The organism is Nonomuraea sp. NPDC048882, assembly GCF_040649755.1.
GTDB lineage: Bacteria > Actinomycetota > Actinomycetes > Streptosporangiales > Streptosporangiaceae > Nonomuraea > Nonomuraea maheshkhaliensis.
In genome coordinates this window covers 345,736-369,085 of the sequence record NZ_JBEZGB010000009.1, presented here as the reverse complement: position 1 = coordinate 369,085, position 23,350 = coordinate 345,736, and the positions used below count along the sequence as shown (strand labels likewise).

The window sequence follows — 23,350 nt, the reverse complement described above, 5'->3', positions numbered from 1 at the left end:
CTGGGTAGCCATGCTAAGGGACGGAAAGAGGGCGCATGCCCCGTTTTGGGGCTTTTGCGCAGAGAGAGCGGCGGCCCTGGCGAACATCAGCTCGTCCCGAGGTTCTTGTTCAACTCTTCCCGGTATCTCACGAACTCGCTCTCTTTGTTGGTGAATTTGGTGATTCTATGGCCCGGATCCGTCGTGACAAACCAGTGCCAATCACCTTCGGCAGGGTTCAGGGCTGCCATCAGCGCCTTCTCGCCCGGATTGGCGATGGGCCCCGGCGGCAGTCCCTTGTGGCGGTACGTGTTGTAGGGAGAGTTCACCTTGGTGTCACTCTCCGTGACTTTCAGTGTCCGTCGGTTCTGGGCGTAGAGCACGGTGCTGTCGATCTCCAGCGGGGTGCCCTTCTGGAGCCGGTTGTAGATCACCCGGGAGATCTTCGGGTAATCCTCGTCCGTCCCGCCCTCCGCCTGGATCATGCTGGCCACCGTGACGACCTGCAGCGGGGTGAGGTTCACCTTCGCCGCCTGCTCCTCCAGGCCCACGTGCCTGGCCGCGGCGGCGAACCGGTCGGCCATCGCGGCCAGCACGTCCACGGCCGTGTCGCCGGGCTCGATCTCGTACGTGGCGGGGAACAGGAAGCCTTCGAGCCCGTTGGCGTACTCGGGAAGCCCGACGAGGTCCTTGTCCACGCCGCGCAGCTCCTCCAGCGGCAGCCCGGACAGCTTGGCCACGCGGGTCAGCACCTCCGACACCCGCATGCCCTCGGGCACGGTCACCCGCCGCACGATCCTGGACGCGGGCGCGAGGAGCAGGTCGAGCGCCGCCGTCGCCGCCATGCCCTTGCGCAGCCGGTAGTGGCCGGGCCGCAACCGGTCGCTCATCGCGCGGTCCTCCGTCACGTTCACGAACGACTGCACGCTCGCCACCACCCCGGCGTCGGCCAGCGCCGAGCCGATGTCCGCCGCGCTGGAGCCGGGCGGGATGCGCACCGTCACGGCGCCGCCGCCCGTCCCCTCGAAGTCGTCGGGGCTGAGGTACGGCTTGAGCATCACGATCGCGCCGAGCCCGACGGCCAGCACGCCCGCCAGCAGCCCGGCGGACAGCAGCCCCACCTTCCGCATCGCCTGCCCTCGCCCGGCCGGCACCTCGTCCTCAGCCCCAGGGCCAGGCTCGTCCCGCCCGACGGCGGTCCCGGAACCATCCCGCTCAACCCCAGGCTCAGGACTGTCCAACCCGGCAGCGGACCCGGGGCGACCTTGCCCCGCCCGGCACTCGGAACCGTCCGGGCCCGCCCCAGGCTCGGGACCGTCCAGCCCGACGGAGGGCTCAGGACCGCTACCGCTCTGCCCGGTCCGAAGCTCGGGATCGTCCTGCGCGACCCGGTGTTCGGGGTCGTCCTGTCCGGCGCGGTGCTCGGTGTCCTCCTGCTCCGCCCGCGGTTCCGGCTCTTCGGCCGGGCTCTGCGCGGGCTGGAACGGGATCACGTCGTCGGCGTCGTCCTCGTTCTCAGGCGTCCTGTTCACGCGATCACCTCACCGGCGACCGTCGTTCCCAGACCTGCATCCGACACCTCGGGCACACCTGTAGTACGCGCCGAAGACCGGCCAGGATCACATCCTCCCGGCAAGAACCCCATAACCCCGGACGCGAACCCAGCCGCTGTCCCGGGCGAGGAACCACCCGCGAGCAGGCGACGATGGCCTGCGACCGAGGACGGATGAAGCGCCACACAAAAGCCGCGGTCCCCCCTCAAAGGGGCAGGCCGCGGCCCGGCGTGCCCACACCATGAGCGGACGAGCAGCCGGGCGGACGGGTGAATCGTGGCAGGCCGAAGAGCCGGAGCGCGGCCGTTCATGAAGCAGGTCCGTCGGCCGCGGATGGCGGTTCGACGGGCCTGCCTGGTGGTCTTTCCGTGGCGCGCTCGGAGTCGAGCGCATCTTGCAGCAGCACCACGGCCGCCGCCTGATCGACGACGCCGCGCTGCTTCTTGGCGCGTACGCCGCTGGCCCGCAGGCCCTGCTGCGCCGCGACCGTGGTCAGCCGCTCGTCGAACAGCCGCACGGGCGTGGGCGCCAGCCGGGCCGCGAGCTTGGCGGCGAACTCGCGGGCGAGCCCGGCCGCCTGTCCTTCGCGCCCCGACAGCGAGGTGGGCAACCCCACCACGACCTCGATCGCCTCGTGCTCCGCGACGATCGCCGCGATGCGGGCGAGGTCGCCCTTGCCTCGTCTGACAGTCTCCACCGGCGTGGCCAGCATCCCCGAAGGGTCACTGCGGGCCACGCCGATACGTACGGAGCCGACGTCCACGCCGATCCGTGCACCGAACCTCATGTCAGCCGAGCTGCCCAGAAATCGCCTCTTCGACCAGGCGCAGCGCGTCGCCGATCGCCTCCGGTCGCGTGCCGCCGCCTTGCGCGACATCGTCCTTGCCGCCACCGCCACCCCCAAGAGCCTTGGCGGCGACGCCGACCAGCTGTCCGGCCTTGAGCCCCCGCTCGCGCCCCGCCTCGTTGACCGTGGCAACCACCACCGGCCGGTCGGAGGGGGCACCGGCGATCACGACGACCGCCGGCCTGTCGGCCGGGAACCTGCCACGCACATCAAGCGCGAGCTTACGCAGGTCATCGGCGCCGGTGCCATCAGGCGCGCGGTGTGTCACGACGGAGACGCCGTGCAGGTCACGAGCCTGGGCGGTCAGGTCGCCGGCGACCTGGAGCACCTGGGCCGAGCGGACCTTCTCCAGCTCCTTCTCCGCCGCGCGCAGCCGGGTGACGATGCCGTCGATGCGCTCGGGCAGCTCTTCCCTGCGCGCCTTGAGCTGCTCGGTGAGCTGCGCGACCAGCACGCTCTCGCGGGCCAGGAAGCGGAAGGCGTCGATGCCGACGAGCGCCTCGACGCGGCGCACGCCCGCGCCGACGGACTGCTCGCCCAGCACCTTGACCAGGCCGAGCTGGCCGGAGCTGTGGACGTGGGTGCCGCCGCACAGCTCGCGCGAGTAGTCGCCGATCTCGACCACGCGGACCTCGTCGCCGTACTTCTCGCCGAACATCGCCAGCGCGCCCATCGCCCTGGCCTCCGCCTGCGAGGTGTAGAAGGCGTTGACCTTGAGGTCGTTGATGAGCACGGCGTTGACCTCGTCCTCGACGTCACGCAGCACGCTGGGCGGGACCGCGCCCGCCGCGGTGAAGTCGAAGCGGAAGCGGCCGGGCGAGTTCTCCGAGCCGGCCTGCGCCGCCGTCTCGCCGAGCGCGTTCTTGAAGCCGCGGTGGACGAGGTGGGTGGCGCTGTGGCTGCGCGAGATCGCGCGGCGGCGCTCCAGGTCGATCTTCGCCTGCGCCTCGTCGCCGACCTTGAGCTCGCCGCTGCGGACCTTGCCGCGGTGCACGACGAGCCCGGCCAGCGGCGTCTGCACGTCGGTGATCTCGACCTCGGCCCCGCTGGTGCGGATCACGCCCTGGTCGGCGAGCTGACCGCCGCCCTCGGCGTAGAACGGGGTGCGCTGGAGCACGACCTCGACCGTGTCGCCCTCGCTCGCCGTAGGGACGGAAACGCCGTCCACGAGAATGCCGACCACGCTGGTGTCGGCCTGGTTGTGGTCGTAGCCGAGGAACTCGACCTTGCCGCCCGCCTCCAGCAGTTGCCCGAAGACGGAGATGTCGGCGTTGCCGGTCTTCTTCGCCGCCGCGTCGGCCTTGGCGCGCTGCCGCTGCTCCTTCATGAGGCGGCGGAAGCCCTCTTCGTCGACCTTGAGCCCGTGCTCGGCCGCCATCTCCAGGGTCAGGTCGATCGGGAAGCCGTAGGTGTCGTGCAGCTGGAACGCCTGGTCGCCGCTGATCGACTTGCCGGACTTGCGCTTGGTCTCCTCGACGGCCACGTCGAAGATCGCGGTGCCGGTGCGGAGCGTGCCGAGGAAGCTCGCCTCCTCGGCGTCGACGACCGCGTGGATCTGCGGCGCGTCGACCTTGAGCTCGGGATACTGCTCGCCCATGACGTTGATCGCCACGTCGGTCAGCTCGTGCATGTAGCGCTGGTCGCCCGAGCCGAGCAGGCGCAGGTTGCGGATCGAGCGGCGCAGGATGCGGCGCAGCACGTAGCCGCGGCCCTCGTTGCCGGGCATGACGCCGTCGGCGACCAGCATGGTGCCGGTGCGCACGTGGTCGGCGATGACGCGCAGGCTGACGTCGGAACGTGCGTCGCGGCCGTAGCGCGTCTTGGTGAGCTCGGCCGCCCGGTCGAGGATCTTGTAGGTGGTGTCGATCTCGTAGATGTTGTCGACGCCCTGCAGGATCGCCGCCATGCGCTCCAGGCCCATGCCGGTGTCGATGTTCTTACTCGGCAGCTCGCCGGAGACGTCGAAGTCGACCTTGGAGCGGACCTGGCTCAGCTGGTACTGCATGAACACCAGGTTCCAGACTTCGAGGTAGCGGTCCTCGTCGGCGACGGGCCCGCCCTCCTTGCCGTATTCGGGGCCGCGGTCGTAGTAGATCTCCGAGCAGGGGCCGCCGGGTCCTGGCACGCCCATGTGCCAGTAGTTGTCCTCCAGGCCGCGGCGCTGGATGCGGTGCTCGGGCAGGCCGACCTTGTTACGCCAGAGGTCGAAGGCCTCGTCGTCCTCCAGGTAGACCGTCGCCCACAGCTTGTCTTCCGGGAAGCCGAAGCCGCCGTCGGACTCGGACTTCGTCAGCAGCTCCCACGCGAACGGGATCACTTCCGCCTTGAAGTAGTCGCCGACGGAGAAGTTGCCGAGCATCTGGAAGAACGTCGCGTGCCGGGTGGTCTTGCCCACCTCGTCGATGTCGGGGGTGCGCACGCACTTCTGCGCGGTGGCCAGCCGTGGCGCCGGAGGCTTGCGCTGCCCCAGGAAGTACGGCTTGAACGGCACCATACCCGCGTTGACCAGGAGAAGCGTCGGGTCCTCAGCGATCAGGCTGGCCGAGGGCACGACCTTGTGCCCACGCTCCTCGAAGAAGCGCAGGAAGCGGCGGGCGATCTCTGCCGACTCCATGGTGGCCATCCTTTACTTTGAGTCAGTTGTTGTCTTCAGCGTTGTCGAGCCCGAAGCGGGCCCGCAACCGGGTTTCGCGCTCCGCGGCCTCGCCGAGTGCGTCGCTAGTAAAGTCTCTCACCTGCCGGAGCATGCCCGCGGCGTTGTCGGCCGTCCTGCGGGCGACGTGGTCGGGGCGCAGCGCCTGCAGCCTGCGCATCACCCAGAACGCGAGGAACGCGCCGAGCGACAGGTAGAACAGCCGCCTGATCATCGCGAACGCCCTGCGGCACGGGCTCGCGAGCCGGGCCGGCGGCGGGCCTCGATGGCGCGGCGCACGCCGTAGCCGATCGAGGAGACCTTGATCAGCGGCCCGGTGAAGATGGTCTGGGTCACCGCGCTGAGTTTTGCGGCGTGCCCGCTGACCTGTTGCACGTCCTTGGTGATGGCCTCGACCGCGATGAGCTGCCTGTTGGTCTCGTTGACCGTGACGCTCATGTCGTCGAGCAGCGGCGCGAGGCGGTTGTTCAGGTCGGAGACCGCCTTGGTGGTCTCCTTGAGCAGCCTGGCGAGCTTGACGAGCACCATGACCATGACGCAGACCAGGACGATCCAGCCCGTGGCGGCGATCAGCCCGGCGACCTCTCCAGCGGTAAGCATCCGCGCATCTCCCTCGTACGCTGGGCCGGAACGGCAAGACCCTATCGCGTTCGGGTGACAACGTTAGTGCGGAAGCCCTCCGCGATCAGGCAGCCACGTCGGCCCCTGACGCTTCCGTGACCGCGCGCATGAGGCCGCGGGCGGCCCTGATCTCGGGCGCCACCAGGCGTTCCGGCAGCGCCAGCGCGGCTGCCCGCAAGGCTTTGAGCGCCATGCCGGCGGCGTATCCGGCCGCGTGATCCGCCACCGGGCCGCCGTGGCAGCCGTACATCCGCCGGGCCCAGCCGGGCAGCGTGGCGAAGGCCAGCGCGCCGGCGGCGGGCAGCGAGCCGAGCGCGAGGGCCGGAGTCCGTAAGGCGAGCTTGAGCGACAGCGGCGGGTTGACGCTGCGGCGCACGGCCTGGCGGGCCTCCTCGGTGGCGGCCAGGAGCGGGCGTGTCTCTTCGATGCGGGCCTCCAGCTCGGCCGTGTCGCCGGGCGCGTCGGCGAGCCCGGCGAGCAGGGCGGTGTGCCGCTGCTCGGCCACGTACGCGTCCCGATCGGCCGCGGAGAGCCGCACGCCGGAGCGGCGGGCCAGCTCCAGGTGGGAGGAGACCTCGGCGCAGTGGGCCCAGGCCAGGTTCTCCTGCTCGTCCAGGCGGAACAGGGTGCCGGTGTCGGGGTCGAGGCCGACGAGACGGGCGTGCACCCGGCGGACCCGCTCGTAGGCGTGCTCGGCCTGCTCGCGGGTGCCGAACGTGCGTACGGCGAGGAGGCCGAGGTGGTGCCGCAGCCGGGCGTGGGCCACCTCGGGGTCGTCGAGGAGGCAGTTCTGGGCGAGACCGCGGATCGTGCGGGGGTGCAGGGCCTGGAGCTGGAAGGCGCGCAGGGCGGCGGGCCAGGCCGGGGTCTCGGTGTGGACGCGCCAGGTGATCGACTGGGGGCCGAAGAGGCCGCCGCCGGGGGTAACGGTCGCCTTCACACGATGGTGATGCCCCAAGATCGGCAAGTTAGTACGCCCGCACACGATTCGCCGGCGGACGTCTCTCCGCCGACCGGCTCCTCGCCGTGCCCTCACGAAAGCCGCGGTCGCCGTGCCTGTACGAACGCCGGCGTCGTCCGCCCGCTCAGCCCCTCCGGCGCCTTCCGCTCACGAGCCCCGGAGGAAGTCGCGGATCTTGGCCCAGCGTTCGGCGACCGGCGCCTCGGCCCCGTGCCGGGTCGGCTCGTAGTAGCGCCGATCCCGCACCTGCTCCGGCGCGTATTCCTGGCGGACGAGCCCGTGGTCGAAGTCGTGCGGGTAGCGGTAGCCCTCGCCGTGGCCGAGCTTGGCCGCCCCGGAGTAGTGGGCGTCGCGCAGATGGCCGGGCACCTGCCCGATCAGCCCCTTGCGCACGTCGCCGATGGCCGCCCCGATGGCCTTGACCACGGCGTTGGACTTGGGCGCGGTCGCGCAGTGGATGACCGCGTGGGCCAGGTTGATCTGCCCCTCGGGCAGCCCGATCAGCTGCACGGCCTGGGCGGCGGCGACGGCGGTCTGCAGGCAGGTGGGGTCGGCCAGGCCGACGTCCTCGGAGGCGAAGATGACGATGCGGCGGGCGATGAAGCGCGGGTCCTCGCCCGCCTCGATCATGCGGGCCAGGTAGTGGAGCGCGGCGTCGGCGTCGGATCCGCGCATGGACTTGATGAACGCGCTGATCACGTCGTAGTGCTGGTCGCCCTGCCGGTCGTAGCGTACGGCGGCCTTGTCGACGGCCTTCTCCACCACCTCGACGGTGATGTCGTCGGCCAGCAGCGCCGCTGCCTCCAGGTAGGTCAGCGACCTGCGCGCGTCGCCGCCGGCCAGGCGTACGAGATGCTCCAGGGCCTCGTCGGCGAGCGTGGCGCGCCCGCCGAGGCCGCGCGGGTCGGCCACGGCGCGCCTGAGCACGGCGCGCACGTCGTCCTCCGACAGCGACTCCAGCGTGAGCAGCAGCGAGCGGGACAGCAGCGGGGAGATGACCGAGAAGAACGGGTTTTCCGTGGTGGCGCCGATGAAGGTGACCCAGCGGTTTTCCACGGCGGGCAGCAGGGCGTCCTGCTGGGCCTTGTTGAAGCGGTGCACCTCGTCGACGAACAGCACGGTCTGGCGGCCGCTCATGCCCAGCTCGCGGCGGGCGTTGTCGATGGCGGCGCGCACGTCCTTGACGCCCGCCGAGACGGCGGAGACCTCGACGAAGCGGCGCTCGGTGACGTTGGAGACCACGTAGGCGAGCGTGGTCTTGCCGGTGCCGGGGGGACCCCACAGGAACAACGACATGGGCGCCTCGCTCTCGACCAGGCGCCGCAGCGGGGTGCCGGAACCGAGCAGGTGCCGCTGGCCGATCACCTCGTCGAGCGTGCGCGGGCGCATCCGCACCGCGAGGGGCTGCGGGGTGGCCTCCTCAGCCGCCGAGTCGAACAGGCTATCCACAACGCGAGATTACACGGTGAAACAGGCCCTCCGGGCCACACTGGACGGCTCTCGGGCTACGACCGGACGGCGCCGGGGCTACGACCAGACGGCCCTGGCGCCGGAGTCGCCGGCCTGGAAGACGAACCAGCCGGCCACCGCGGCCAGCACCACGGTCAGCGCCGACAGGAGCAGCGTGACGGAGCGGCCGAAGCGGTCGCCGCCGACGGAGTCGCGGGCCGGGCGGGTGGCGTACACGAGCAGCAGCGCGGCGACGCCCAGGCCGAGCACCGACAGCAGCAGCGGGTTGGCGAAGCTCTGGTGGGCGGAGATGCGGGCGGCCATCTCGCCCTCCGCCGAGCCGAATCTGGCCGCCTTGAGGCTCTCGCCGCTGTGCCTGGCCGCGGCGACCGCCGCGGGCGCGGCCAGCGAGAGCAGCACCACCGCCCACGCCGTGGGAACGCGCCAGCGCGGTACGAGCGCGTACGCGACCGCGGCGACGGCGAGCAACGGGGTCAGGACGACGGCGAAGTGGATGATCAGCGGATGAGCCGGCAGGCCCAGGATCTCGTCGAACATGGGGGGCTCCTTAGTTCTCATTTCAACTACGAATGCCGACACCATATGGTTCGCGACCACAGCAGTCGCACATGCGGCTTTGGTCACTTACATCCGTCACATATCGGAGGCCGGTAGCATGCGCGGAGTTGTTTGGTCATCCGTTGGCAAAGACGAGAGGACATAGCGGTGAGCGGCGACGACCGCCAGAACGAAGAGGACCGCCAGAAAGAGCTGGCGCGGGAGCACAAGGAACGGCAGGCCCAGCGCGCTGCCGCGCAGACCGCCAAGGCAAGGCGGAACACCTTCATCGGCGCGGCGGTGGCCGTTGTCGTGGTCGCCGGCGGCATCTTCGCGGCGACCACCCTGGTCAACAAGGACGGCGCGACGGCCGCCGGGGCACAGACCTCGGCCTCGGCCTCGCCCTCCGCCCCGGCCTCCCCCTCCGCCGGGCCGACCCAGCTGCCGACCACCACGCCGCCGAAGAAGGCGAGCGACATCACGTGCACGTACAAGCGGGACACCTCGGTGCCGCACAAGTACGTGGGCATGCCGGGCAAGCGGCCGAACCTGAAGCTCACGACGATGACGGTCCGCACCAACCGCGGCGACATCGTGATCGAGGTGGACCCCAACATCTCGCCGTGCTCGGTCAACTCGATGGCGTTCCTGGCGAAGAAGCGCTTCTACGAGAACACCAAGTGCCACCGGCTGGCCAAGCCGGAGACGTCGGGCGTGTTCCTGCTGCAGTGCGGTGACCCGCAGGCCAAGGCGGACGGCAAGAACCCGACCGACGGCCAGGGCAACGCCGGGTACGTCTTCGGTGACGAGGCCGTGGGGGTCGTCCCCTACACCAGGGGCGTGGTCTTCCTGACGCAGCCGGCGGACGCCGCCGGGCAGAACAGCAGCCAGTTCGCCATCTCGCTGTCGGACGAGAACTCCCAGATCGAGCCGGCCTACTCGGTCCTCGGCATGGTGAAGTCCGGCCTGGAGCTCATCGACAAGATCGCCGAGGAAGGCGTGATCGTCAACCCCGACGACGTCACGGGCGACGGCGGCTCGACCGCGCCGAAGAACCCGCTGATCATCAAGCGCGTCATCCTCAAGTAGCGGACGCGCGAAAAGCGGCAGGCCCCCGGAAGGGGTGCCTGCCGCTTTTCGTTGTCGGGCGCGGGGTGCCCGGCGCTTGCTCAGAAGACTCAGAAGAGCGGCAGGCGCCGGCGCCTGCCGCTTCTGTGTCACCGGCGTCAGGCGGGCGCGTCGGCCTTGGGCTGGGCGTCCACCCCGGCCTCCTTGCGCTGGACCGCCGTGATCGGCGTGGGCGCGGAGGTCAGCGGGTCGAAGCCCGAGGCCGTCTTCGGGAACGCGATCACGTCGCGGATCGAGTCGCCGCCGGACAGCAGCATGCAGATCCGGTCCCAGCCGTAGGCGATGCCTCCGTGCGGGGGCGGGCCGTACTTGAACGCCTCCAGCAGGAAGCCGAACTTGCTCTCCGCCTCCTCCTTGGAGATGCCGAGCACGTCGAACACGCGCTGCTGCATCTCGGCCCGGTGGATACGGATGGAGCCGCCGCCGATCTCCATGCCGTTGCAGACCATGTCGTAGGCGTAGGCGAGGGCCTCGCCCGGGTGGTCCTGGAAGTTGTCGGCCCACTCCGGCTTCGGCCCGGTGAACGGGTGGTGCACGGCCGTCCAGCCGCCCTCGCCGTCCTCCTCGAACATGGGCGCGTCGACGACCCACAGGAACGACCACTGCGACTCGTCGATGAGGTCGCAGCGCCGCCCGATCTCCAGACGGGCCGCGCCGAGCAGGTCGCGCGAGGCGGACCTGGCCCCGGCGGCGAAGAAGATCGCGTCGCCCGGCTTCGCGCCGACCTTCTCGGCCAGCCCGGACAGCTCCGCCTCCGACAGGTTCTTGGCGACCGGGCCGCCGAGCGTGCCGTCGTCCTGCACGAGCACGTAGGCCAGGCCCTTGGCGCCGCGCGAGCGGGCCCACTCCTGCCAGCCGTCGAGCTCCTTGCGGGTCTGCGAGGCGCCGCCAGGCATGACCACCGCGCCCACGTAGTCGGCCTGGAAGACGCGGAACGTGGTGCCGGCGAAGTAGTCGGTCATCTCGACCAGCTCCTGGCCGAAGCGCAGGTCGGGCTTGTCGGAGCCGTAGCGGGCCATGGCGTCGGCGTACGTCATGCGCGGCAGCGGCAGCGGCAGCTCGTAGCCGGCGATCTCCCGCCACAGCCGGCTGATCAGCTTCTCGCCGACCTCGATGACGTCTTCCTGGTCCACGAACGACATCTCGACGTCGATCTGGGTGAACTCCGGCTGACGGTCGGCCCGCAGGTCCTCGTCGCGGTAGCACTTGGCGAGCTGGTAGTAGCGCTCAAGACCGGCCACCTGGAGCAGCTGCTTGAACAGCTGCGGCGACTGCGGCAGCGCGTACCAGTTGCCGGGCTGCAACCGCACCGGCACCAGGAAGTCGCGCGCGCCCTCGGGCGTGGAGCGGGTCAGCGTGGGCGTCTCGACGTAGACGAAGCCGAGCTCGTGCATCACCTCGTTGGCCAGGTAGGTGGCCTTGGAACGGGTGCGCATGGCGTTGGCCACCTGCTGGCGGCGGATGTCGAGGTAACGGTATTTGAGCCTGGCCTCCTCCGACACCCCGACGTTGCCCTCGATCGGGAACGGCAGCGGCGCGGACTCGCTCAGCACCTCGACCCGGTCGGCCACGACCTCGATGGCGCCGGTGGGCAGGTCGGGGTTCTCGTTGCCCTCGGGGCGCACCCTGACCTGGCCGACGACCTGCACGCAGTATTCGGCGCGCAGGTCGTGGGCGTGGTCCTCCTCGCGGAAGACCACCTGCGCCGAGCCCGAGGCGTCGCGCAGGTCGATGAAGACGACGCCGCCGTGGTCACGGCGGCGCGCCACCCATCCTGCGAGCGTCACCTGCTGCCCGGCGTGCTCCTCGCGGAGCGACCCGGCGGTATGCGTGCGGATCACTGCACTTTCCCTTCTTGCGGAGAGGAGAGGGGCGGCAGCGGCCCTGGCTCGCCGGTCACTGCACCTTCCCCTTCAAGACGTCGACGACCTTGGCCAGCGGCACCTCGGTCTGCTCGGCGGTGGCCAGGTCCTTCACTTGCACGGCCTCGGCCGCGAGGTCACGCTCGCCCAGGATCAGCGCGAACCCGGCGCCCGAGCGGCCGGCGCCCTTCATCGCGCCCTTGAGCCCCTTGCCGCCGAAGGCCATGTCGGCGCTGAGGCCCGCCTCGCGAAGCTCGTCCACGAGCAGGAACATGCGGCGGCGGGCGTCGTCACCCAGCGGGACACCGTACACCTGCACGCGCCTGTGCGTGGTGTCGTCGCCGAGCAGCCCCTCGGCCTCCATGGCCAGGAACGTGCGGTCGACGCCGAGCGCCCAGCCGACGCTGGGCAGCGCCGGCCCGTCGAGCATCTCGCTGAGGCCGTCGTAGCGGCCCCCGCCGCCCACCGCGGACTGCGAGCCCAGCCCGTCGTGGACGAACTCGAACGTGGTGCGCGTGTAGTAGTCGAGCCCGCGCACCAGCCGCGGATCGTCCACGAACGCGACGCCGGAGGCGGTCAGCAGGGCGCGGACCTCCTCGTGGTAGGCCCGGCAGTCGTCGCACAGGTGGTCGACGACCAGGGGCGCCCCTTCGAGCTGCGCCCGCACCTCCGGCCGGTTGTCGTCGAGCACCCGCAACGGGTTGATCTCGATCCGGGCGCGGGTCTCCTCGTCGAGGTCGAGCCCGCGCAGGAAGTCCTGCAGGGCGGCGCGGTAGGCGGGCCGGCAGTTCTTGTCGCCGAGCGAGTTGAGCAGGAGCGTGACGTTCTTCAGCCCGAGCGAGGCGAAGCCGCGCACGCCCAGCACGATCAGCTCGGCGTCGAGCGCCGGGTCCTCCGAGCCGAGCGCCTCGGCCCCGACCTGCCAGAAGTGCCGGTAGCGGCCGCGCTGGGCACGCTCGTAGCGGAACTGGCTGCCGGAATACCACAGCTTCACCGGGAGCTGGCCGGTGTGCAGGTTGTGCTGGAGCACGGCGCGCACGACCGAGGCGGTGCCCTCGGGACGCAGCGTCAGGGAGCGGCCCGCCTTGTCGGGGAAGGTGTACATCTCCTTGGAGACGATGTCCGTGGACTCGCCTACGCCCCTGGCGAACAGCTGGGTTTCCTCGAAGACGGGCGTCTCGATGTAGCCGTAGCCCGCCCGGCGCAGCGGCGCGGCCAGCGCCTCGCGTACGGCGAGCACCCGCTCGGAGCGGGGTGGCAGCCAGTCGAAGGTGCCCTTCGGTGCTTGGAAGCTCATTAGATCCCTCGTGTGGGACCGGCGTGCGGCGCTGCTTCCTTGAGGTAGGCGTTGGTCGCGCGCTCGCGGCCGATCGTGGTCTGTGGTCCGTGGCCCGGCAGGACGACCGTATCGTCAGGCAGCGGCAGACACTTGGCAGCCAGGCTGCGCAGAATCGTCGGATAGTCGCCGCCGGGAAGATCGGTGCGGCCGATGGAGCCGGCGAACAGCAGGTCGCCCGAGAACATGATCTCGTCATCGGGCAGCCGGAAGCTCACCGACCCCCTGGTATGGCCCGGGGTGTGGTCGACCACGAGCTCCAGCCCCGCGAGCGGCAGCACGGCGCCGTCGGACAGCTCGCGCACGTCGTCGGGCTCGCTCAGCGTCAGCCCGCCGAACAGCGACGCGCTGGTCTCCGACCAGCCGGCGGCGGGATCGCTCAGCAGATGGCGGTCGTCGGGGTGGATCCACGCGGGCACGTCGCGCGCGCCGCACACGGGGGCCACGGACCAGACGTGGTCGAGATGACCGTGGGTGAGCAGGACCGCGACGGGCTTGAGCCGGTGCTCGCGCAGCAGCTCCTCGACGCCTTCCGTCGCGTCCTGGCCCGGGTCGACGATCACGCACTCCTCGCCGGCGGCGGGCGCGACGACGTAACAATTGGTCTGGAAGGCCCCTGCGGGGAAGCCTGCGATGAGCATCTGCCTCAGGTGATCTCGTCGAAAAGCCAATGGGAATGTAACCGAAGGGTACCGGTGCGGGTCGCCGGGCTGCGAATCATTACCCGTTGGCCGATACGATTCGCCCACCTCAGTTGATTGACTATGGGAGGCAAAGCGGTGGCCACGGGGAAGGACCGGCAGAAGCAGCTGGCGCGCGAGCACTACGAGCGGCAGATGCAACGCCGCATCGAGCGCGAGCAGAAGGCCAAGCGCACGGCGATCATCGGCTCCACCGTGGGCGTGGTGATCGTGGTCGGCGGCATCGTGGCCGCGGTCGCGCTGCTGGGCGGTGGCGACACGGGCACGGAGGCGGCCGCCTCGCCCTCGGCCACGCCCGCCGACACCGCCGCGGCGTCGGCGCCGACGGGGCCCAAGCCGTACGACGCGGCGACGGGCACGTGCGACTACGTCAAGGACGCGGGGGGCGGTCAGGTCAAGGACGTCGGCATGCCGCCGGCGAAGGTCAAGACCGAGCCCGCCACGAAGAAGATGACGTTCAAGACGAACCTGGGCGACATCGTGGTCGAGCTGAACAACGCCAAGGCTCCGTGCGCGACCAACTCGCTGGAGTTCCTGGCGAAGAAGAAGTACTACGACGGCAGCAAGTGCCACCGGCTCGGCAGCGACAAGTTCCCCATGCTGCAGTGCGGCGACCCGAGCGCCAAGGCCGACGGCAAGAGCCAGGACGGCTCCGGCGGCCCCGGCTACGTCATGGCCGAGGAGAACCTGACCGGCGCCCAGTACAAGCGCGGGGTGATGGCCATGGCCAAGACCTCCGCGCCGGGCAGCACGGGCAGCCAGTTCTTCCTCGTTTACGGCGACATCGGGCTCACCCCGGATTACACGCCGGTGGGTACGATCACCAAGGGGCTCGACATCCTGGACAAGGTGAACAAAGCAGGCGTCATCGCCGACATGGGAGATGGGACCGGAGCACCGAAGCAAACCGTCGAAATCAAAGACGTGACAATCGCCGGCAAGAGCTGACGTAATACAAACTAGGGACGAAGTAGTCCCGAAGGGTCTGATGGATAGTGCGGGAGGACACGGTGAGCACCGACCCGTGGGGCCGGGTAGACGACGACGGCACCGTCTACGTGCGTACGGCTGAGGGAGAGCGGGCCGTCGGCTCCTGGCAGGCCGGTGAACCTGAAGAGGCACTGGCCTACTTCCATCGCAAGTACGACGAGCTGGCCGGCCAGGTGCAGCTCCTCGAGCAGCGCGTCAGGGGCACCGACCTGGCTCCGGCCCAGGCCGAGGCCAGCATCGCCAAGCTGCGCGAGGCCGTCGCCGACGCGCACGCCATCGGCGACCTGGCGGCGCTGACGGCCAGGCTCGACGGCCTGACGGAGCTGGTCGCCCAACGCCGCGAGGAGGTCAAGGCCGCTCGCGAGCAGGCGCGGGTGGAGGCCAGGGCGATCAAGGAGCGCATCGTCGCCGAGGCCGAGCGCATCGCGGAGGAGACCACCCACTGGAAGTCGGGTGGCGAGCGGCTGCGCGAGCTCGTCGAGGAGTGGAAGGCCGCCGACCGCATCGACCGTGTCACCGAGGCCGCGCTGTGGAAGCGGCTGTCGGCCGCGCGCACGGCGTTCGCCAAGCGGCGCAAGCAGTACTTCGCGGGGCTCGACGAGCAGCGCGAGGGCGTGCGGGCGGCCAAGGAGCGCATCGTCGCCGAGGCCGAGGCCATCTCCGGCTCGACCGACTGGGGCCAGACCGCCGCCGTCTACCGCGACCTGATGCAGCAGTGGAAGAACGCGGGGCGGGCCTCGCGCGAGGCCGAGGACGAGCTGTGGGCCCGCTTCAAGGGCGCCCAGGACCAGTTCTTCCAGGCCCGTTCCGCGGTCTTCGCCGAGCGTGACGCCTCGCTGGCGGCCAACGCCGAGGTCAAGGAGGTGCTGCTGGCCGAGGCGGAGAAGATCCTGCCGGTCACCGACGTACGCACCGCCAGGGCCGCGCTGCGGCACATCCTGGAGCGTTGGGAGGCGGCGGGGCCGGTGCCGCGCGAGCAGCGCGACCGGCTGGAGGGCGGGCTGCGCAAGGTCGACGAGGCCGTGCGCAAGGCCGAGGACGCGGAGTGGAAGCGCTCCAACCCCGAGGCCAGGGCCCGCGCCCAGAGCGCCGTCGACCAGCTGCGCACCTCGATCGAGCAGCTGGAGAAGCGGCTGGCCAAGGCGCAGGCGGCAGGACGCGCCAAGGACGTCAAGGAGGCCGAGGAGGCCCTGACCGCCCGCCGTTCGTGGCTGGCGGAGGCCGAGCGCACGCTCACCGAGTTCAGTTAGTCCGGCGCGGGGCGGCGCACTTCCCTGCTCTCGCCCTCGCCGGACCACTCGGCCCTTTCTCCGCTTTCCCGCTGTTCACAGGCCTTATAGGGCCTTCCGGGGGCCGTCGCCGAATCGGGCGGCGAGCGACGGCTCCTGATCTAGGCTGTGCGGCATGGACCCCGTCGCCGCCGCGCGCGCCCTCGTCGAAGAGATGTTCCCCGGCGCCCTGTACGCCTTCGTCGGCGGCAGCGTGCTCACCGAGCGCCGCACCAGCACCTCCGATCTCGACATCGTGGTGGTGCTCGACGGCCTCGACCGCCCCTACCGCGAGGCGTTGCGCTGGCACGGATGGCCGGTCGAGCTGTTCGCGCACAGCGAGACGAGCCTCGCCGCCTACATCGAGCGGGGCTTCGAGTCGCGTCAGCCCACTCTGGCGCGCATCTGCGCCGAGGGCGCCGTGCTCACCGACAGGACCGGCGGCCGGGCCAGCGACCTCCAGAGCGTGCTGGGCGAGCGCGTCTCGGCCGGTCCCGGCGGGCAGAAGCCCGGCCAGGCCGACCGCGCCCGCTACGTGCTGTCCGACCTGCTCGACGACCTGGCCGGGGCGAGCGATCCCGGCGAGCTGGCGTTCATCGGTTGGGAGGTCGTGCAGGCCACCGCCAGGGCGGCGCTGAGCGTGGGCGGCAGGTGGCAGGGCAGCGGCAAGTGGCTGCTGCGCGAGCTGCGCGCGCACGACCCGGTGCTGGCCGACGCGCTGCTGTCCGCTCACGACGATCCCGTACGGCTGACCGCCGTCGCCACGGATGTGCTCGAACGGGCCGGAGGACGTCTCTGGGAGGGTTACCGGTCCCAGGGTGACCCCTTCCACCAGAGCCTGCGTCACGTCGCCGCAGGAGAGCTCTCGGGAGAGACGGCGCAGAGCTCCGGCATGCGCCGGCTGGCCGCCGTGAGCGGCGCCACCACCGGGTCGTCGCGGCTGTGGATGGGGCAGACCCACGTCGCGCCCTCCACCCGCTCCTCCGACCACCATCACGGGGCGTCGGAGACGGCGATCTACGTGGTCAGCGGGCGGCCGGCGTTCGTGTTCCTGGAGGACGACGAGGAGGTGCGGATCGAGGCAGGGCCCGGCGACTACGTGTTCGTGCCGCCGTACGTGCCTCACCGCGAGGAGAACCCCGACCCCTCGCGGGAGGCGGTGGTGGTGATCTCCCGCAGCACCCAGGAGGCGATCGTGGTCAACCTCCCGGACCTGCGGCAACGCTGACCCTCGCCTCCGGCCGCGCTCTTGGCGGCTACTTGGCGCGGCCTGACGCGCTCTCAACGTCGCCTGACACGCTCTCAGCGCCGCCGCGCGGCCGCCCTCGCGGGGTCAGCCGCCGGCGCCGCTCACGCGGTAGACGTCGAAGACGCCCTGGATGCTGCGCACGGCCTTGAGCACGTGGCCCAGGTGCTTGGGGTCGCCCATCTCGAAGGTGAACTTGCTGATCGCCACCCGGTCGCGCGAGGTCGTCACCGAGGCGCTCAGGATGTTGACGTGCTGGTCGGACAGCGTACGGGTGACGTCGGAGAGCAGGCGCGGCCGGTCGAGCGCCTCCACCTGGATGGCCACCAGGAACACGCTGTCGTCGCTCGGCGACCAGCTCACCTCCACCAGCCGGTCGGGCTGGGTCTTGAGCTGCTCGATGTTGGTGCAGTCGGCCCGGTGGACGGACACGCCGTGGCCCCGGGTGACGAAGCCGACGATGTCGTCGCCGGGCACCGGGGTGCAGCACTTCGACAGGCGTACCCAGACGTCGGCGTCGCCCGCCACCACCACGCCCGCGCCGCCACCGCCACGGGGGCGGCCGCGCAGCCGGGTCGGCAGCGAGGTCTCGGCGATGTCCTCCTCGGCGCTGTCGACGCCGCCGATCGAGGAGACGAGCTTCTGCACGACGGTCTGCGCCGCGATGTGCCCCTCGCCCACGGCCGCATAAAGCGCGGACACGTCGGGGTAGCGCAGGTCGCGGGCCAGCGCCAGCAGCGCCTCGCCGGACATGAGCCGCTGCAACGGCAGGCCCTGCTTGCGCATGGCCCGGCCGATGGCCTCCTTGCCCGCCTCGATCGCGGTCTCGCGGCGCTCCTTGGAGAACCACTGCCGGATCTTGTTACGGGCCCGGCCCGACTTGACGAACTTCAGCCAGTCGCGCGACGGCCCGGCGTCCGGCGACTTCGAGGTGAAGATCTCAACCGTGTCGCCGTTGCCGAGCCGCGATTCCAGGGGCACCAGCCGCCCGTTGACCCGGGCGCCGATGCAGCGATGGCCCACCTCGGTGTGCACCGCGTACGCGAAGTCGACCGGCGTGGCCCCCTCGGGCAGGGCGATGACCGAGCCCTTCGGGGTGAACACGTAGACCTCGGAGACCGACAGGTCGAAGCGCAGCGACTCGAGGAACTCGCCCGGGTCGGAGGTCTCCTTCTGCCAGTCGAGGAGCTGGCGCAGCCAGGCCATGTCGCTGCCCGGCTTGACCTTGCCGGTGGGGCCGGGGGCGCCGACCTCCTCCTTGTACTTCCAGTGCGCGGCCACGCCGTACTCGGCCCTGTGGTGCATCGCGTGGGTGCGGATCTGCAGCTCCACCGGCTTGCCCTCGGGACCGATCACCGTCGTGTGCAACGACTGGTACATGTTGAACTTGGGCATCGCGATGTAGTCCTTGAACCGGCCCGGCACCGGGTTCCACCTGGCGTGGATGGTGCCGAGCGCGGCGTAGCAGTCGCGTACGCTGTCGACGAGCACGCGGATGCCCACAAGGTCGTAGATGTCGTCGAACGCGACGTCTCTCGCGATCATCTTCTGGTAGACCGAGTAGTAGTGCTTCGGCCGGCCCTTGACCACGGCGCGGATCTTCGCCTCGCGCAGGTCGCCGGAGACCTTCTCGATGACCTCTTGCAGGAACAGGTCGCGGCGCGGCGCCCGCTCCGACACCATGCGCGCGATCTCGTCGTAGCGCTTGGGGTAGAGCATGGCGAACGCGAGGTCCTCCAGCTCCCACTTGATCGTGTTCATGCCCAGGCGGTGGGCCAGCGGGGCGAAGATCTCCAGCGTCTCGCGCGACTTCTGGTGCCGCTTGTGCTCCGGCAGGTAGCGCATGGTGCGCATGTTGTGCAGGCGGTCGGCCAGCTTGATGATCAGCACCCGGATGTCGCGCGACATCGCGACGACCATCTTGCGCACGGTCTCGGCCTGCGCCGCGTCGCCGAACTTCACCTTGTCGAGCTTGGTGACGCCGTCGACCAGGGACCCGATGGTGTCGCCGAAGTCGCCGCGCAGCTCGTCGAGGCTGTAGGCGGTGTCCTCCACCGTGTCGTGCAGCAGCGCCGCGCACAGCGTCTCGTCGTCGGTGCCGAGCTCGGCCAGGATCGTCGCCACGGCGAGCGGATGGGTGATGTAGGGGTCGCCGGACTTCCGCTTCTGGTCGCGGTGATGATAGGCGGCGACGTCGTAGGCGCGCTCGATCAGGCGCAGGTCGGCCTTGGGGTGGGTGGCGCGGACCGTACGGAACAACGGCTCCAGCACCGGATTCATGGCCCCACCCCCGAACCGCCTGCGACGCACCGACGGAACGCCGGGCGAATCGGCGTTGCCTGAGTCGGTCACGTCGGGCGCGACCACATCACGGGGCACACAGACTCCTCACGCAGTGACTCCTCACGTTCGAGTCCAGATCCCCCCAGTGTATCCAGGTGACGAACCTGGGCCGCCTCGGGCCGGGCTCAGACGATCACGAGGGAGTGCAGGTCCACTCCCGTCAGCCGGTCACGTCCTTTCAGGAAGGCGAGCTCCATCAGCACGGCGAGGCCGGCGACCGTGGCTCCGGCCCTCTCCACGAGCTCGACGGCGGCCTTCGCGGTGCCTCCCGTGGCCAGCACGTCATCGACGATGAGCACCCGGTCGCCGGGCGTGAAGGCGTCACGGTGGACCTCGATGGTCGCGGAGCCGTACTCCAGATCGTAGGACTCTTCCAGGGTCGCGGCGGGCAGTTTCCCCTTCTTGCGCACCGGCACGAACCCGGCGCCCGCCCGGTAGGCCACCGGAGCGGCGAGGATGAACCCGCGGGCCTCGATCCCCACGATCTTGTCGACCTGGTGCAGCCCCGCCAGCTCGTCCACGACGGCCGCCATCACGACCGGGTCGGCCAGCAGCGGGGTGATGTCCTTGAACATCACGCCCGGCTGGGGATAGTCGGGCACGTCCCTGATGCGGTCCAGGATCATCGCGCTCAGCTCGGTCATCGTCGTCTTTCGCCTCTCTCAACCGGCCCTGTGCCGGGCACCATAGCCGGGCACCATGATGGTGCATTCCGGACCCCACCCCGAACCCGAGCACCCCTCAGAACGCCCTCAGCGGCCCGCGAGAGCCCCCGAAGGCGCGCCATGGACTCGGAGTCCCGCGACACGAGTGACGGACCACAGCGCGCCCGATGAGGACCTGGGCCCCGTCCCTCAGCGCACCCAGCCTGGCAGACGAGCCACCCGGGCCCGCGGCTCGAACCGGCCGGGGACACGACGACGCCCTCACCCCGGCGCGGAGTGAGGGCGTCGTACGGGAGTCGTACGGGAGCTGCGGCTATCCCTTGGCTACGGCCGCGCTTTTGGAACTTTTGGACCCCTTGCCACCGCCGCTCGTGGAGGCGATCCTCCTGGCGATGGCCTGGTACTTCGGCTCGCGCTCCTTCAGCGTCACCAGCAGCGGCGTCGCCACGCACAGCGAGGAGTACGTACCGACGATCATGCCGACGAACAGGGCGAGCGACAGGTCCTTCAGCGTGCCCGCGCCGAGCAGCGTGGTGCCGATGAACAGGATCGCCGCCACCGGCAGGATCGCGACCAGCGAGGTGTTCAGCGACCGGATCAGCGTGTGGTTGAGCGCGTTGTTGGCCGCCATCGAGTACGTCTGCTTGGACGTGTGTCCCAGCTTGGCCGTGACTTCCTTGATCATGTCGAACACCACGACCGCGTCGTAGAGCGAATAACCGAGGATGGTCAGGAAGCCCAGCAGCGTCGCGGGCGTGACCTCGAAGCCCGACCAGGCGTAGATGCCGGCCGTGATGACGAGGTCGTGGACGAGCGCGACGATGGCGGCCAGGGCCATCTTCGGCTCGAACGCCATCGACAGGTACAAGATGATCGCCAGCATGAACACGGCCAGGCCGATCCAGGCCTTCTCCGAGACCTCACCGCCCCAGGACGCGCCGATCGACTGGATGTCGACCTGGTCGGTGGGGACGCTGTAGTCCTTCGCGATGGCGGTCTGCACCTGGTTCATGGTGCCTTCCGACAGCGCCTCGGTGGTGACCCGCCACCGGTCGCCGGCCGTCTGCACGATCGGCTGGTGCACGCCCTCCTCCTGGAAGGTCTCGCGCACCTGCTCGATGTTCGCGGTCGGCGCCTTGAAGGAGAAGACCGAACCGCCCCTGAACTCGACGCCCAGGTTGAGCCCGTTGATCAGGATTCCGGCCAGCGAGATGGCCAGCAGCAGGCCGGAGAGGCTGTACCACAGCCTCCACTTGCCGACGAAGTCGACATCGATCTCGCCGCGGTAGAGGCGACGCCCCAGTCCCATCTCAGGCCTCCTGCGGAGTGGTCGTGCGGCCGGTCGAGCCCGCCTCGCTCATGCGCTCGGCGTCGAGCCCGGACAGCGGGTGCCCCTTGGCGAAGAACTTCACCTTGGCCAGCATGGCGATGAACGGCTTGGTGAACAGGAACACCACCACGATGTCGATCAGCGTGGTCAGGCCCATCGCGAACGCGAACCCGGCCACACCGCCCACCGCCAGGAAGTACAGCACGATCGCGGCGATGAACATGACGGCGTCGGCGATCAGGATCGTGCGCCGGGCGCGGACCCAGGCCACCTCGACGGCCGCCCTGAGCGTCCGCCTGCCCTCCTTCATCTCATCACGTATGCGTTCGAAGTACACGATGAAGGAGTCGGCGGTGATACCGATCGAGACCACGAGGCCGATGATGTGCGGCAGCGAGAGCCGGAATCCGGCGTTGTGCCCGAGCACGACCACCGACGTGTACGTGATGACCGTGGCGACCACGAGACTCAGCACCGCCACGATGCCCAGGCCCCGGTAGTAGAGCAGGCAGTAGACGACCACGAGCCCGAGGCCGATGAGGCCCGCGACCAGGCCGCCCTCGAGCTGGTCCTGGCCGAGGGTCGAGGAGACCGTGTCGATCGAGCTGCGGTTGAACTTCAGCGGCAGCGCGCCGTACTTGAGCTGGTCGGCCAGGGTGGTCGCGGTGGCCTGGTTGAAGCCGCCGGTGATCTCGGCCCGGCCGCCGGGGATCGGGCCCTGGATGACCGGCGCGGTGATGACGACGCCGTCGAGCACGACCGCGACCTGGTTGCGCGGCTCGGGCGAGTTGAACGCGGTGGTGGTGAGCTTGCCCCACTCGCCCGCGCCCTTGCTCTTGAAGTCGAGCTGGACGACCCACTCGGTGGTGCCCTGGCGGACGCCCGCGGAGGCGGTGTCGATGTCGGTGCCGACGACCTTGGCGATGTCGAGGACGTACTTGTAGGAGCCGTCGGCCTCACAGCCGGCGAACTGCTTGTTGGGGTCGTCCTGGACGCCCTGGCCGCGGTTCTTCGGGTCGGCGCAGTCGAGCTTGTTGAACTGTGCCAGCACCGCGGGGTCGATCCCGGAGGTGTCGATTCCGGCGGCGTTGGGGTCTTGCGGCGGCGGCGTGCCGGTCTGACCGGTCGGGCTGGCCGTCGGCTTGCTGTCCTGGCCCTTCTTGTCCTGCTTCTGCCCGTTCTGCGTGCCCGTCGGCTCGGCCGACGGCTGCGCGGAACTCTGCGCGGACGGCTGGGCCGGGGGCGAGGTCGCGGGCGAAGGAGCGGTCAGAGCCGAAGACAGCGCCCTGCCCGTGGGCGAGGCGCTGGGTGTCGACGCGGACTGCGAGCTGGACGGCTTCCTGGCCGGCTGCGAGCCCGTGGCCCCAGCGGACGGGCTGGCCGACGGGCTCGCGGAGGACGAGGCGCTCGGCGTCGGCGCGTTGGTGGCCAGTTCCTGCGGAACCTGTGTGGCCGCAACGGCGAGCACCTGACGGAAGCGCAGCTCCGCGGTGGTCGCGACCAGTTTGACGGCCTCGTTCTGACCCACGCCCGGAATGGAGATGATGATGTTGTCGCCGGATTTGGCGACCTCTGCGTCGGAGATTCCGGTGCCGTTGACCCGATCGCGAATGATGTTGACCGCACGATCGAGGATCTCCTCGGGCGGCGACGCGTTGTTCAAGGTCACGGGCGACAGAGTCACCGTCGTACCGCCGGCGAGGTCGAGCCCCAGCTTGGGCGTGAACGCCTGCTGCAGGAACATCGTCCCGCCCAGGGCGAGGATGAGCGCCAGCAGCACCAGGAGCGTACGCCCCGGTCGGCTGTGGCGGCTGGTCGGTCGGGCCACTGGTCGTCGATTCTTTCAGATAGGGGTTTGTC

General features: G+C 70.2%; 19 protein-coding genes. 4 read left to right on the top strand and 15 right to left on the bottom strand.

The window, feature by feature from the left end; genetic code table 11:
- Positions 1-86: 86 nt before the first annotated feature.
- From mltG to AB0C27_RS31580, 8 genes are all read right to left on the bottom strand, one after another.
- Positions 87-1,511 (bottom strand): endolytic transglycosylase MltG, encoded by a 1,425-nt coding sequence (gene mltG / locus AB0C27_RS31615; protein WP_357851202.1) that lies wholly within the window; start codon positions 1,509-1,511, stop codon positions 87-89.
- 328 nt (positions 1,512-1,839) lie between these two features.
- The gene (gene ruvX, locus AB0C27_RS31610) at positions 1,840-2,319 is read right to left on the bottom strand and encodes a Holliday junction resolvase RuvX (protein ID WP_346108050.1); all 480 of its coding nucleotides are present in this window, start codon (positions 2,317-2,319) and stop codon (positions 1,840-1,842) included.
- A gap of 1 nt (position 2,320) precedes the next feature.
- Positions 2,321-4,993, bottom strand: coding sequence for an alanine--tRNA ligase (gene alaS / locus AB0C27_RS31605; RefSeq protein ID WP_357851199.1), 2,673 nt, complete (start codon positions 4,991-4,993; stop codon positions 2,321-2,323).
- 22 nt (positions 4,994-5,015) lie between these two features.
- A complete protein-coding gene (locus AB0C27_RS31600) occupies positions 5,016-5,246 on the bottom strand; it encodes a hypothetical protein (protein ID WP_357851196.1) in 231 nt (76 codons plus the stop codon).
- Positions 5,243-5,632 carry a DUF948 domain-containing protein gene (locus tag AB0C27_RS31595; RefSeq protein WP_357851193.1) on the bottom strand — a complete coding sequence of 130 codons (390 nt, stop codon included), beginning with the start codon at positions 5,630-5,632 and terminating at the stop codon, positions 5,243-5,245. Before AB0C27_RS31595 ends, AB0C27_RS31600 begins: the two co-directional genes overlap by 4 nt.
- Positions 5,633-5,717: 85 nt before the next feature.
- A complete protein-coding gene (locus AB0C27_RS31590) occupies positions 5,718-6,593 on the bottom strand; it encodes an oxygenase MpaB family protein (protein ID WP_357851189.1) in 876 nt (291 codons plus the stop codon).
- A gap of 168 nt (positions 6,594-6,761) precedes the next feature.
- Positions 6,762-8,063, bottom strand: a complete 1,302-nt coding sequence (locus tag AB0C27_RS31585) for a replication-associated recombination protein A (RefSeq protein ID WP_357851186.1) — start codon at positions 8,061-8,063, stop codon at positions 6,762-6,764.
- Positions 8,064-8,141: 78 nt separating this feature from the next.
- Complete coding sequence (locus AB0C27_RS31580; protein ID WP_357851182.1) at positions 8,142-8,621, bottom strand: DUF2231 domain-containing protein; 480 nt, start codon at positions 8,619-8,621, stop codon at positions 8,142-8,144.
- 168 nt (positions 8,622-8,789) lie between these two features.
- Here AB0C27_RS31580 and AB0C27_RS31575 point away from each other — a divergent pair, with 168 nt between their 5' ends.
- Positions 8,790-9,710: a peptidylprolyl isomerase gene (locus AB0C27_RS31575; protein ID WP_357851179.1), complete on the top strand. Its 921-nt coding sequence runs from the start codon at positions 8,790-8,792 to the stop codon at positions 9,708-9,710.
- Positions 9,711-9,847: 137 nt separating this feature from the next.
- On the opposite strand, the gene aspS is transcribed toward AB0C27_RS31575, so the two are convergent.
- From aspS to AB0C27_RS31560, 3 genes are read right to left on the bottom strand one after another with little or no spacing between them, the layout of a single operon-like run.
- Positions 9,848-11,590 carry an aspartate--tRNA ligase gene (gene aspS, locus AB0C27_RS31570; RefSeq protein WP_357851175.1) on the bottom strand — a complete coding sequence of 581 codons (1,743 nt, stop codon included), beginning with the start codon at positions 11,588-11,590 and terminating at the stop codon, positions 9,848-9,850.
- A gap of 55 nt (positions 11,591-11,645) precedes the next feature.
- The gene (gene hisS, locus AB0C27_RS31565) at positions 11,646-12,908 is read right to left on the bottom strand and encodes a histidine--tRNA ligase (protein ID WP_357851172.1); all 1,263 of its coding nucleotides are present in this window, start codon (positions 12,906-12,908) and stop codon (positions 11,646-11,648) included.
- On the bottom strand, positions 12,908-13,588 hold the full coding sequence (locus AB0C27_RS31560) for an MBL fold metallo-hydrolase (protein WP_346108032.1): 681 nt from the start codon (positions 13,586-13,588) through the stop codon (positions 12,908-12,910). Before AB0C27_RS31560 ends, hisS begins: the two co-directional genes overlap by 1 nt.
- Positions 13,589-13,726: 138 nt before the next feature.
- On the opposite strand from AB0C27_RS31560, the gene AB0C27_RS31555 reads away from it, so the two are divergent.
- The 3 genes from AB0C27_RS31555 (at position 13,727) to AB0C27_RS31545 (ending at position 17,134) form a co-directional block, all read left to right on the top strand.
- Entirely contained in the window at positions 13,727-14,596 is an 870-nt protein-coding gene (locus AB0C27_RS31555) for a peptidylprolyl isomerase (RefSeq protein WP_357851168.1), read from the top strand.
- Positions 14,597-14,658: 62 nt separating this feature from the next.
- On the top strand, positions 14,659-15,888 hold the full coding sequence (locus tag AB0C27_RS31550) for a DUF349 domain-containing protein (RefSeq protein ID WP_357851165.1): 1,230 nt from the start codon (positions 14,659-14,661) through the stop codon (positions 15,886-15,888).
- Between the two features lie 154 nt (positions 15,889-16,042).
- A complete protein-coding gene (locus tag AB0C27_RS31545; protein ID WP_357851163.1) occupies positions 16,043-17,134 on the top strand; it encodes a cupin domain-containing protein in 1,092 nt (363 codons plus the stop codon).
- Between the two features lie 105 nt (positions 17,135-17,239).
- Here the strand turns inward: AB0C27_RS31545 and AB0C27_RS31540 are convergent, their stop codons facing one another.
- The 4 genes from AB0C27_RS31540 to secD form a co-directional block, all read right to left on the bottom strand.
- On the bottom strand, positions 17,240-19,432 hold the full coding sequence (locus AB0C27_RS31540) for a bifunctional (p)ppGpp synthetase/guanosine-3',5'-bis(diphosphate) 3'-pyrophosphohydrolase (protein ID WP_357851420.1): 2,193 nt from the start codon (positions 19,430-19,432) through the stop codon (positions 17,240-17,242).
- Between the two features lie 188 nt (positions 19,433-19,620).
- Positions 19,621-20,139, bottom strand: a complete 519-nt coding sequence (locus AB0C27_RS31535) for an adenine phosphoribosyltransferase (protein ID WP_357851160.1) — start codon at positions 20,137-20,139, stop codon at positions 19,621-19,623.
- Between the two features lie 334 nt (positions 20,140-20,473).
- Entirely contained in the window at positions 20,474-21,469 is a 996-nt protein-coding gene (secF, locus tag AB0C27_RS31530; RefSeq protein WP_357851158.1) for a protein translocase subunit SecF, read from the bottom strand.
- A 1-nt stretch (position 21,470) separates the two neighbouring features.
- Positions 21,471-23,318: a protein translocase subunit SecD gene (secD, locus tag AB0C27_RS31525; protein WP_357851155.1), complete on the bottom strand. Its 1,848-nt coding sequence runs from the start codon at positions 23,316-23,318 to the stop codon at positions 21,471-21,473.
- Between the last annotated feature and the right edge of the window lie 32 nt (positions 23,319-23,350).